The organism is uncultured Deefgea sp. (assembly GCF_947072475.1).
GTDB lineage: Bacteria > Pseudomonadota > Gammaproteobacteria > Burkholderiales > Chitinibacteraceae > Deefgea.
The window spans coordinates 17,813-28,601 of sequence record NZ_CAMTIA010000038.1 but is presented as its reverse complement, the minus strand read 5'-3'; the positions used below and the strand labels follow the sequence as shown (position 1 = coordinate 28,601).

The window sequence follows — 10,789 nt, the reverse complement described above, 5'->3', positions numbered from 1 at the left end:
GTTTTTTCAAACCAATGAAAATTCAGAGGCGACAACTAGTCTGACATAGGGGGATTCAGTATCAACTGAGTAGTGCCAAGTTTCCGGTGCATCGTGATTTAGCGGGCTTCGACTTTAGTGCCTCGAAAGTCGATCAAGCTTTGGTCGGTCAATTATCGACACTGGGCTTCACAGAAACCGCACAAAACGCCGTATTGATTGGCGGTCCAGGCACAGGCAAAACCCATCTGGCGACGGCAATGGCCATTGCGGGCATTACACGGCACGGCAAAAGAGCGCGTTTCTACTCGACAGTGGATCTGGTGAATTTACTGGAAAAAGAAAAGCGTGAAGGCAAAGCGGGTCGAATCGCACTGACCTTGATGCGAGTTGACGTGGTGATTCTGGATGAATTGGGTTACTTGCCATTTAGCCAATCGGGCGGCGCGCTCTTGTTCCATTTGCTCAGCAAGCTGTATGAACACACCAGCGTGATCATTACGACCAACCTGAATTTCTCTGAATGGTCGAGTGTATTTGGCGACGCCAAGATGACGACCGCGCTACTGGATCGGCTGACCCACCATTGCCACATCGTCGAAACAGGGAATGACTCCTATCGTTTCCAGCACAGCAGTCTGGCGGCGAAATCGAGGATCAAGCAGCGGGAACAAAGTCGGCACAGCAATTTGGGCGCAGAGGATGCCGAGAGCATCATTGCGGGATGAATCGTTACGCAGTAACATTCAGCTCGACGATGTTACTGCGTAACGATCTACAGGAGGAGGTAATATGGCAAAGAGTAATGCCGAACGGCAGGCAAGCTACCGATCCAAAAGGGCTGAGTCAGGCAAAGAGGGGAATGGAGAGCGCCGACTTAACACTTGGGTTGATACGGGTACCGCACTGGCTTTAGCACGATTGGCAAATAGTTACGGCGTAACGAGACGAGAAATACTTGAGCGTCTGGTGATGTTGGAGGATAAAAAAGTGCTGGCAGAGTTGGAGTTAGACAGCCCTGAGTGGGAAGCCTACTTTGGGGTGAATTCGTTACGGCGTAACGAATAAAGTAGAAATGAAAAACAGGTAAAAAGCAGCGAGTCCTCACTTGCTATTTGCTACACTTATCCACAGTTACTCAGTCAAAGAGCAACGCCCAGCCCTGGGTCAAAATTCGTTCGGCAGGGTGGGTCAAATTTCAATCGGCGAAAACAGATCGAGAAAACTAACGATTTGGTCTTGCTCAGAACGTGGAGGCACAGCAATTGGCAAGCGCTTAAAATCACCAAAATCCATGTTTTGCCGCAAACCCGAGCCCATGCCGTAAAAAACCTTGAGTGCGTCATAGCTTTCAAGCAGCCTAAAAAGATAATCTGAATTAATTTCAGGTGTGCAACGCAAACCGAGATATGCAGACGTAATCATGCCGCTATTCTTTGCTAACCCGACACGTAGGCTGGTTTTGTCGTTCTGCAAATCAATGGTGCGAATGACAATATCGCCCACTTTAATGAGCTGATAGCTTTCAAATGACTCAGGAACCAAGCCTGTGAGTTTTTCTTCTGGCTTGATAACGATTTGGCCATAACTGAGCGAAAGAACCGTTTTCTCAATAAGCCCTTTATTACGATCTTTATTTTCTTTGAAGCAAGTAAAACCTGGGCGCACCTCCCAGTGCGAGGGAACCTTGCCAATCCACTCAACGCCACTCGGCTTATAACTGTCATAGCGCAACATTAAGCCACCTCGTGGGTATAGATTTTCAGCCATTGATCAGCAATGGCTGCATGGCAATACCCATTAAACTTAGAGTGCAATAAGCGCAGGGCATTGCTCCTTGCCATGCCAAAACGATGTAATGCGCGCTGCTTATTACACCCTAAGACTGGATCCCCGATAAAAGCATTCGGGGATGACGGTGCTTCTCTATTTAAAGCGGGAACGTCTATCGCGGTTGTTGCAACTGTTGCAATAACTGAATCGAAAGGCAGACTCTGCCTGAATGCGGCGCGGTTCATCATGCCTCTTCCTCATTCGTCAACGTGCCCCATTGATTGAGGCGCTGTTGCAATTCTTCTTTACTCGGCAAGTACAGCTGATATTCAGAGGCGTGAATATTGGCGTCTTTGGGCAGGGTGATTTCAACCAAAGCGTCATTTTTCTTTTTGCACAAAATCATGCCGATGGTAGCGTTTTCATCATCTCGCTTTACGAAGCGGTCAAAGTAATTCACATACATCTGCATTTGACCTAAATTTTGATGTGTGAGCTTGCCGATTTTGAGATCAATCAAGACATAGCAGCGCAGTAGACGGTTGTAGAACACCAGATCGACAAAGAAATGCTCTTCTTCAAAGGTGAACCGTTTTTGCCGTGATTCAAACAAAAAGCCTTTGCCTAGCTCCAGCAAAAAATCTTCAATTTTACTGATGATGGCTGCTTCCAGATCAGACTCGGAATAGCTGCTGCGCTCTTGCAAGCCCAAAAATTCGAGCACGTACGGCGTTTTGATTAAATCTTGTGGCGTGCTGATGACTTGCCCTTGCTGCGCCAACTGGCGAACTTCATCTGCGTTGCGGCTCAGCGCCAAACGTTCAAACAAACCCGAATCGAACTGGCGGCGCAACTCTGCCAATGACCAGCCGTTTTGCGCGGATTCAATCTCATAAAACTGGCGCTCATCTGCTCGCTTGATGCCCATCAGAAAGACATAGTGCGACCACGACAAGTTGGTCGAAAATGGCGCAGTTTCGGCTCTTTGTAACGTTGCTAGCAATTGGTCAGACAGCCTCTGACCAATTGGCGCGGCGAGTAATTCATCCGTTGAGGGCGGTGAAATTGCGGCCAGCCGATCTGGATAGGCTAAATAGAACAAGCGGAAATTTTTCAAATTGGTGGTTGAAAATCCACGACCAAAGCGCGAACTCAATTGCTCCGATACCGCATCTAATAATCCTTCGCCATAAACCGCACGCGATTCACCGCCTTGCATCGCCTGCACGATTTCACGACCAATCAACCAATAAGCGATGACCATCTGGCTATTAACAGTACGCACCACATTGCTACGGGCGTGCTCCAAAATGGCAACGACGCGCCCCATTAACTCATCAGGAGCCGCTGGCGCTACGGTAGGTTTAGTCATGAACGGCTCCCACAAAACTCACCAAAGCTTTGAGCAAGCCATCGGTTTCTTTTTCTAAGTCGAGAATTTCTTGCGTGACATCGGCAAGGCTGCGTAGCGGTTTGTGCTGGTAGAAGTATTTATTAAAGCTAATCTCGTAGCCAATCACGGTCTTATCAATCGCCAACCATGCTTCATCCACATGCGGACGCACTTCTTGAATAAAGTAAGCATGAATCACGTCATGAGCATGGCGCTTTTTATCAAGATCCAGCGGAATGTTTTCGGTGTCGCGTAGCTCACTGTCGGTTTCGTATTCAATATATTCACCCAATTTCTCTGTCGGCCAGTAACCGTAATCAACCAACTTATCGGCAGTGGTTGCCAGCTCAGTAAGCAGCTCTTTCTGCTTGGCGGCATTGAGCTTGTGAATTTTCTTGATGACCTTGGCGGCACGCTCATCACGCCAGCTCATCGCACTCAAGATTTGTTTACGCTCATTGTTTGCCAACTTCAAACCTAAGCCCTTGGCAGCTTGATTGAAGGTTTGCTCAAATACATTGAAATCGAGGTGTTCAGCATCGCCAATTGATTCTGCTAATTGCTGGGCGTATTGCATGATTTCGCGTTGCGCCAACCACGTATTTTCGCTTAAAAGTTCTTTACGGTTTTTGGGCGACAAGGCTAGCTCTTCGCGCTCGATATGGTCTTCAATGGCCTCAAAGTGCGATTTCAGATCGTGATAAACCGCATCGCCATACTTGGCATACACCCATTCCATCATGTCTTGCATCCCCGCCGTGTAGCGCAACGTGGCAATACGCTCTGGGGTAAATTGCGCAGCTAAGCGCAATGGGCGCTCAACCGTAACTTTGTAATAACCAAAATCACGATTATCAAACACCTTCGAAATACCGTCATTGGGCATATCCAGATAAAGCTGCGTGATTTGCTTTAAGTGCTCTTCAGAAAATTCGCAGTTTTTCTCACCCAAATTTTTACGCAATTTCTGATACAGATTGGACGCATCAATCAGCTGCACTTTGCCGACGCGATTCGCTGCCTTGCCATTAGAGAGCAACCAAACATAGGTGGTAATGCCCGTGTTGTAGAACAAATTGTTCGGCAATTGAATGATGGCTTCGAGCAAATCGTTTTCTAGAATATGCCGACGGATATTGCTTTCACCGCTACCTGCATCGCCAGTGAACAAAGCAGAGCCATTGTGTACTGATGCAATGCGCGAGCCGTTCGGTGAATCGCTAAGGCGTTTCATCTTGCCTACCATTTCCATCATAAACAGCAGTTGGCCGTCTGATGACCGCGGTATCGCAGGATAAAAGTCATTGATTTCATCGGTGTAATTGCTCAGATTCACTTGAAAACGGGTATCAAGTACGTCTTTACCATCAACAATCCCTTTCTGATCGCCTTTCCAACTTTTGCCGTAGGGTGGATTGGTCAGCATGAAGTCAAAGCGCTTACCTGAAAAATCATCCGTTGCCAGTGTTGAGCCGAACAGAATGTTTTCAGGGTCGTTACCCTTAATCATCATGTCGGATTTGCAAATTGCATACGTTTCAGGATTGACCTCTTTGCCATACAAAAAGACGCCAACCTTGGCTTTAATCTCGCCCTCGGTATCAGTGATGAAATCTTGTGATTCAGTCAACATGCCGCCACTACCGCATGCAGGGTCGTAAATCGTCAACGGATTAGGTAGCTGATCCTTTACAGGAATAAACACCAAATTAGTCATCAGCTTGATGACTTCACGCGGCGTGAAATGCTCACCTGCCTCTTCGTTATTTTCTTCATTAAATTTGCGAATTAGTTCTTCAAACACATAACCCATGCCAAGATTGGATAAGCCAACTTGCGTGCGGCCATCCATTCCTTTGCGGTCATCAGGGCTGAGATTGATTTCATCAGAAACAAATTTCTCGATCACGTCGTGCAGTACATCGGATTGCGCCATTTTGCGAATCTGATTACGCAAATCGAATTTCTCGATGATTTCCTTCACGTTATCGGAAAACCCATCAAGGTAATATTTCAAGTTGGCTTCAAGTTGCGAGTGATTGCCTAGCAGGGTTTTAAGCGTAAACGGCGAAACGTTGTAGAACACATAGCCAGAAGCGTCTTGCAAACCATGTGGGTCTAGCTCGATCAATTTGGCCTCTTCACGCTGAAAGTGGACTTCTTTAAGCACGACAGCTTTGCTTGGCTCTAGCAAACAATCTAAACGACGTAAAACAAACATCGGCAAGATCACATCACGGTATTTACCACGCACAAATACATCACGCAGGCAGTCGTCGGCAATCGACCAAATAAAAGAAACAATTTTGTTATGTGCGGAATGATCCATTAAATTTAATCTCAGTTAGGCGAGTTGCGGCAACGGTTGCCACAGTGCCAAAAAATCTTTAGAAAGTTGCGCGTACGGTTGAATGCTCAGAAGAATGATTTCTTCCGCATTGACCAGATACAGCAGAATATGGTTTTGCATACGGTATTCATGCAACGTGGCATCTGGATATGCAGCTAGAGATAGCTGAAGTGTACTTGTGACATTTTTTACCTCAATTGAACCAATGCTTCGAAGTAAAAAATTTCCACCTAAATACGGATGTGATTGCAAGTTAGGGATGACTAGATTGCATAGTTCGTCGCTCACTGTCGAGCTAGCTTGTAATACCACTACTTCATACAAAGTTTTCAAGAAGTATGTTGATGCGCGTACAGGCTTAAGCACGTGATTGATCCTGCATCGCTTGCAATATATCCGCAGAATTTACGAGCTTGGCATCATGAATTGAAGATAAACCTGCTACCGCTTCATTGATGAGCAGTAAGTGAATACGCTCGCGCTCAAGTTGGTGGTAGTAATCAAGACGGCGAGCATCAATCAAAGCGACGTAACTCTCACCATTTTTAGTGATTATTTTCTCAGAGCCTGCTTTTACTAATTCACACAGCTCAGAAAGATTGGCGCGTGCTTGTGAAAATGGCACGACATCACTTGCAGAAATTGACATTGCTCGGCTCAGTGGTTGCACAGAATTTTGTACATGGTACTAGCAGCCCACGACTCACACAAGGAAGGGACGGAAGTATAGCCACTGATAGTAGCCCTCCTGAAGTCTGCCAAAGTCACCACAAATGAGACTGTTGGTCTCATTTTATCGGCTGATCAGATAAACCTGAGTTAAAAGTTGAATTGGTTCTTACTGGCATCGCTAGGGTGCACGGTTTACTCCGTTGCGTCCTCTGGCTCAGATAATAAATCGATGACAGAAACAAGGAGTGCCTCAGCAATTTTGCAGAGCACTTGCAAGGATGGGTTGCTAATGCCGCGTTCAATCTGCGACACGTAGGTATGGTCGATTTCTGCTTGGAAGGCGAGCGTTGGGGTGTGTTGCAGGGAGTTGATGGCGGTGTGTTGGGAGTGCGTTGGACAAAATAAAACGACCTAGCGCTTTCGCGCTAAGTCGTTGAATTTGTTGGTGCCGACGGCAGGAATCGAACTCGCGACCCCCTGATTACAAGTCCAAAATCCAGACCTGAAATCACGCGACAAAACCAATAAATTCAACGGCTTGCCATACTCTGCTTTACCTCATTTTATCCTAATTTCACCCAACTGCAGCAGCAAAATTGCAGCAAAGAAAAATTGGCCAAACTTGGGGTAACAGCAAGGAACATAGCGCTATACTCTAGGCAGTCATGTGACTGCAAACATGACCAATCCAGATATGGACCGCCTCATCGACATCAAAGAACTGAGCCAAACAATCAGCTTGGCAGAGCAGACTATCTACAACAGATTCAACACGGGTGGCGATTTACCGCCAGCAATTAAATTGGGACGCAGTTTGCGCTGGCGTGAAAGCGACGTTGCGGCCTGGATAGCCAGTAAACAGCCGACAATAGCACCAAAACCACTTTACGCAGCTCCGCCGAAAAGGCGTCGTGGCCGTCCTTCAAAACCTGCGCAAGTACGGCACAAGGACTCCGAGTTGCTCTGATAGCAATACGTGAAAAGCAGCAGCCAGGGAGTGCTGTCGAAGGTTGGAGCGGCGCACTCCCTCACCCCAAAATTACATAATTTTTAGCGCATTGTTATCCGCGAAGTTCTGCACCCGACCCACTGTGGACACCCAAAAGACGGGCGTTTATGGCGACTCGAAAAATGAGGTTGCTTACGTGGTTTTGATTTTTATTAAGTGTTTGTTGGTTTTGTAATGGTTATTGATTCAATTACCATTGTTTAAAAATTACAAATGCATTACATTTTCAGGGTGTGGCCAACTGTGGTGTGACGAAAATTTTCAATGAGATGCCACTTGTCGAGCTGAAAAGCTATCCCTATAGCTGATGGACTTTCCGATGCTATTTCGTCGGCCGATAGGGTAATAAGTGAGGAGGTCGGAGTATGAAGCAATTGTGGCAATGTAGGGAGGCGCTGGCATTTTGCCTTGTCTACGCATTTTCGTTTGCATTGATGGGAGAGGTTGTTAAGAGTGTAGATCCAATCACATCAACGCTAATAACATATGGCCTGACTGGCTTGTTTTTTTTGTTGCTTAACAGCAAGCATTTCAGTGACCTATGGCGTAGTGTTCTTACTTACCGTAATTTGCTCCTGATTATTAATGTCACAACTTTGGCCAATACTGTTCTCGCCTTTTTAGTAATGACCTACGTTTCCCCACTTGTCTACGTTACTGTGTTCTTTGGTAGCCTTCCGATAATGAAAGACATTACGGTTTTTGAACGTTATGTTCTAAAAACATCAGCCTTTTGGCTAAATGGTGCGGTGTTGATCGGTGCATTGACGATAGCTGCGTTGACCTCCGCTAGCTCCAATAGCGAAACTATGAAAGGTCTTGGACTCACACTATTGTCTAGCTACTTTGCTGCAATGTATATGCAAAAATCCGCCGAGTTTCATAAGCAAAGCGGGCTCAATTCATCGCAGCTACTGAGTTTGCGTTTCTTTCTCGTTATTGTAGTTTGCGGTGCTTACAGTTTATTTCAGCATGATAATGCCAGCTTAAATCAGACTGATTTAATAATGCTGGTAGGTACAGCAATCAGCGGCAGTATTATTCCACTCTTCCTAATGCAACGCTCCATTGTTCGTCTAGGTGTTCGCCGTACCGTGCAGTGGATGCCTATGTTACCGCTCATGTGTATGGTCATACTGAGCGCACTTGGTTTGGAGTTATTTACAGCTTGGCAAATTCTGGCGGTGTTCGTCTTTTCGATACTGCTATTTCTTCAAACAAGACTCAAAGCTTAATTAAAACTAAGCACGTTGGGCTAAATGAAATGAAGCCCAACGTTTACCGCGATTGTTGGGCTTCGCAAGCTCAGCACAAACCTACAAATTCAATTTCCGCTTTTGGCTGACTACCGCCTGTTATCGACCCAAAGCAGAAGTATTTCTGCCTCCTCATCAATTACAGCCAACATCATCAAACGTTTTCAGAAAATCATTCACATCACTTCATTACGAGGTCGAATAAATAAACTGATGCAAGTTTAGACTTCATTAAAGAGGCCACCGAAGTAAAATCTTTAACTTCACGCCCTAATGTACTATGTGTTGTTTCATGCTTCCCTAGAGGGTTGGTGGCTTGGCTTAATGTGACTTTAGTGCTGGATTGGGCTTTAGCCCCATACTGTGCCTCCCACTCTTCGGGAAGTAGCGAAGCACCACCCTGCGGGTTATTTATGGGGAAGTTAATTTGATAATCTATATACGCATCGCTGACCAAAACGCCTCGGGCTGCGTATTGACTTCTCAAGTAATTTGGAACGTCTTTTGCGGGTATAAAGTGAGCTTTTTCTATATTTGGGGCATTAAGTTGGCTTGTAATAAATTCAGATGCTTGAGATGCGCCAACAGTATTTATTGACATTGCCTCTTTCCTTTGAATTTTTCGAGTAAGGTTTTGAAAGCAATTGGTGTGCCAGTGTTGATAAATGCTTCAGGCACCGCTAGATGTTAGTTGGGCTAGTTGAAAGCTCCTTAAAATGCGGCAAAATTTGCCGCTTTGAGGCAACCGCTAAGCATGATTTTGAGTGAGCACAAAGTATGCGAATGCCTGCTTATGGCCGACTGCTGTCAGCTGACATCTAATTATCGGCGCTTTAAGAAGCTGACGCAAAACTTAGTCGCTCCATGTGGCGATAGAAGCAAATCTATTAGTTGTAGCCAAGTACGCACGTTGTTGCTTGCCGTAGGTCGATGCCAGCCGAAGATAAAACAAACATCACCAAGCCTGCATACATGACAAAACAGCGTCGCGAGAATAGGCAGTTAACACCCCAACGGGGCGCGCAGGGCGTTCAGCCCGTAGCAGCCTGTCACGGCCCACCGTGACAGGTGTGGGGGAGCCGCCAAGGGGCAAAAGCAGCGTCCAGCTGCTTTTGAGTCCACCCCAGTGGACGACCGTTGGTGGGGGCGAAGCCATCCCCCGGCGCAGCTCGGGAAACCGCTTTGCGCGGGCGTTGCAGGGCCCCTGGCAGTTGCGTAGCAAATGCTAGGGTGAGCAACGAGTCCGACCAGGACCACGACCATCGGGAGTGCCGCCGCAAGGCGGTTTCCCGAGCTGCGCGAGGGGGACCAGTGAGGCTGCCGCCCTAGCGGCAGAATTTTGGGTAGGGCGTCCAGCCCGTTAGCCAAAATGTCCTCATAAGCAAGGAGATTTATCTCCGCGCAGCAGGCCGCAGGGCTGCGAAGTGAAAGGTCGGAACGCTTTCGGGGGCTAGATGTTTTTGATGTTTGTACGCTGCAAACATCGGCACAAACATCGAATCATGCTAGCCCTGCTGAGCTATACGACGTATCACTCCCTGCGGAAAATCACTATGACACTCAACAAACAACAGCAAGGTGAAATCAACCGACTTCGCGTCCTGCTTTATATTTCAAGGGTTGGTTATGCCAGCCTTAAACAAATTGCACGCGCTATCTGGCAACGCACAGATGCCAGTGCTTTAGTAATGACGGGCAGAACACTTAAATGGCTAACTGAAGAAAAATACATCGTCACTCGTCGCGACACGATTAAGTCAGAGCTGCTGGTGACGCTGACAAAAAAAAGCGTTAGATGGCTGGCCGAGCGTGACTTCACGCTTCCCGATCATTGGAAGCACGCTCGGGATTGGCTTCGCCATGCACACGCTCATCGAACAGCATGCAACAGTGTATATGCCTGCCTCTACAGCGGAGATTTTAGCCAGCCGGGTGTTTGGAGCGAGCTAGAAATCGGTGCGCGCGTCTCCCCTATTTTTCAACAAACGTACGAAAAACAGGAAAACGCCTTTGTCCTCAAAGAAATCCACACCAAAATTCCAGATGTCATAGCGGAATCCGCAACCGGATTCGAATGGATTGAAGTCGAGAATTGCAGTCGCAGCGAAGCAGACTTCGAAAAACTCATTATGGCCATGCGAGCAATGCGATTTGCAAACGATAGGCAAATTTCAAACGTACATTGCATTATCGCCAGCACCGCAGCCGAACGATTTAGCACACGCCTAAAGGCCTATCTAGTGGATGGGTTGGGCGCGTTTAGTCCAGCACAACAACAGCTAAATCAGTAATTACTCAACGAGCAATTTATTAAGATTTCGCGGCTCAATCACACGGACATAAGCCTAGAAGCGCTG

The 10,789-nt window shown here is 46.9% G+C and carries 12 protein-coding genes and 1 pseudogene; 5 read left to right on the top strand and 8 right to left on the bottom strand.

Annotated features, from left to right (window positions below; all coding sequences use genetic code 11):
• Positions 1–47: 47 nt before the first annotated feature.
• Together istB and Q0V82_RS11885 are read left to right on the top strand one after the other, a co-directional pair.
• Positions 48–707 (top strand): annotated as a pseudogene (istB, locus tag Q0V82_RS11890) (IS21-like element helper ATPase IstB); the annotation flags it as partial.
• Between the two features lie 64 nt (positions 708–771).
• A complete protein-coding gene (locus Q0V82_RS11885) occupies positions 772–1,047 on the top strand; it encodes a hypothetical protein (RefSeq protein WP_297575986.1) in 276 nt (91 codons plus the stop codon).
• 123 nt (positions 1,048–1,170) lie between these two features.
• Here Q0V82_RS11885 and Q0V82_RS11880 read toward each other — a convergent pair whose 3' ends face one another.
• The 7 genes from Q0V82_RS11880 to Q0V82_RS16565 all read right to left on the bottom strand — a co-directional run bounded on the left by Q0V82_RS11880 (position 1,171) and on the right by Q0V82_RS16565 (position 6,530).
• Positions 1,171–1,749 carry a restriction endonuclease subunit S gene (locus Q0V82_RS11880; protein ID WP_297575984.1) on the bottom strand — a complete coding sequence of 193 codons (579 nt, stop codon included), beginning with the start codon at positions 1,747–1,749 and terminating at the stop codon, positions 1,171–1,173.
• The gene (locus Q0V82_RS11875; RefSeq protein WP_297575982.1) at positions 1,716–2,000 is read right to left on the bottom strand and encodes a hypothetical protein; all 285 of its coding nucleotides are present in this window, start codon (positions 1,998–2,000) and stop codon (positions 1,716–1,718) included. The genes Q0V82_RS11880 and Q0V82_RS11875 overlap by 34 nt, the downstream gene beginning before the upstream one ends.
• Entirely contained in the window at positions 1,997–3,124 is a 1,128-nt protein-coding gene (locus tag Q0V82_RS11870) for a YhcG family protein (RefSeq protein WP_297575980.1), read from the bottom strand. Before Q0V82_RS11870 ends, Q0V82_RS11875 begins: the two co-directional genes overlap by 4 nt.
• Complete coding sequence (locus tag Q0V82_RS11865) at positions 3,117–5,474, bottom strand: class I SAM-dependent DNA methyltransferase (protein WP_297575978.1); 2,358 nt, start codon at positions 5,472–5,474, stop codon at positions 3,117–3,119. Before Q0V82_RS11865 ends, Q0V82_RS11870 begins: the two co-directional genes overlap by 8 nt.
• Positions 5,475–5,489: 15 nt before the next feature.
• Positions 5,490–5,861, bottom strand: a complete 372-nt coding sequence (locus tag Q0V82_RS11860; RefSeq protein ID WP_297575977.1) for a hypothetical protein — start codon at positions 5,859–5,861, stop codon at positions 5,490–5,492.
• On the bottom strand, positions 5,854–6,144 hold the full coding sequence (locus Q0V82_RS11855) for a type II toxin-antitoxin system Phd/YefM family antitoxin (RefSeq protein ID WP_297575973.1): 291 nt from the start codon (positions 6,142–6,144) through the stop codon (positions 5,854–5,856). Before Q0V82_RS11855 ends, Q0V82_RS11860 begins: the two co-directional genes overlap by 8 nt.
• Before the next feature lie 215 nt (positions 6,145–6,359).
• Complete coding sequence (locus Q0V82_RS16565) at positions 6,360–6,530, bottom strand: helix-turn-helix domain-containing protein (protein WP_374758543.1); 171 nt, start codon at positions 6,528–6,530, stop codon at positions 6,360–6,362.
• 316 nt (positions 6,531–6,846) lie between these two features.
• On the opposite strand from Q0V82_RS16565, the gene Q0V82_RS11850 reads away from it, so the two are divergent.
• Positions 6,847–7,134, top strand: a complete 288-nt coding sequence (locus Q0V82_RS11850) for an AlpA family transcriptional regulator (protein WP_297575971.1) — start codon at positions 6,847–6,849, stop codon at positions 7,132–7,134.
• A gap of 407 nt (positions 7,135–7,541) precedes the next feature.
• A complete protein-coding gene (locus Q0V82_RS11845; RefSeq protein ID WP_297575970.1) occupies positions 7,542–8,411 on the top strand; it encodes a hypothetical protein in 870 nt (289 codons plus the stop codon).
• A gap of 202 nt (positions 8,412–8,613) precedes the next feature.
• Here Q0V82_RS11845 and Q0V82_RS11840 read toward each other — a convergent pair whose 3' ends face one another.
• On the bottom strand, positions 8,614–9,033 hold the full coding sequence (locus Q0V82_RS11840) for a hypothetical protein (RefSeq protein ID WP_297575969.1): 420 nt from the start codon (positions 9,031–9,033) through the stop codon (positions 8,614–8,616).
• A gap of 952 nt (positions 9,034–9,985) precedes the next feature.
• On the opposite strand from Q0V82_RS11840, the gene Q0V82_RS11835 reads away from it, so the two are divergent.
• Complete coding sequence (locus Q0V82_RS11835) at positions 9,986–10,723, top strand: hypothetical protein (RefSeq protein ID WP_297575968.1); 738 nt, start codon at positions 9,986–9,988, stop codon at positions 10,721–10,723.
• The last annotated feature ends 66 nt before the right edge of the window (positions 10,724–10,789 follow it).

Bases quoted from the DNA above. Each gene is read 5' to 3' on its own strand.
- Q0V82_RS11885 (WP_297575986.1), top strand. From the start codon at position 772: ATGGCAAAGAGTAATGCCGAACGGCAGGCAAGCTACCGATCCAAAAGG.
- Q0V82_RS11880 (WP_297575984.1), bottom strand. From the start codon at position 1,749: ATGGCTGAAAATCTATACCCACGAGGTGGCTTAATGTTGCGCTATGAC.
- Q0V82_RS11875 (WP_297575982.1), bottom strand. From the start codon at position 2,000: ATGATGAACCGCGCCGCATTCAGGCAGAGTCTGCCTTTCGATTCAGTT.
- Q0V82_RS11870 (WP_297575980.1), bottom strand. From the start codon at position 3,124: ATGACTAAACCTACCGTAGCGCCAGCGGCTCCTGATGAGTTAATGGGG.
- Q0V82_RS11865 (WP_297575978.1), bottom strand. From the start codon at position 5,474: ATGGATCATTCCGCACATAACAAAATTGTTTCTTTTATTTGGTCGATT.
- Q0V82_RS11855 (WP_297575973.1), bottom strand. From the start codon at position 6,144: ATGTCAATTTCTGCAAGTGATGTCGTGCCATTTTCACAAGCACGCGCC.
- Q0V82_RS11850 (WP_297575971.1), top strand. From the start codon at position 6,847: ATGACCAATCCAGATATGGACCGCCTCATCGACATCAAAGAACTGAGC.
- Q0V82_RS11845 (WP_297575970.1), top strand. From the start codon at position 7,542: ATGAAGCAATTGTGGCAATGTAGGGAGGCGCTGGCATTTTGCCTTGTC.
- Q0V82_RS11840 (WP_297575969.1), bottom strand. From the start codon at position 9,033: ATGTCAATAAATACTGTTGGCGCATCTCAAGCATCTGAATTTATTACA.
- Q0V82_RS11835 (WP_297575968.1), top strand. From the start codon at position 9,986: ATGACACTCAACAAACAACAGCAAGGTGAAATCAACCGACTTCGCGTC.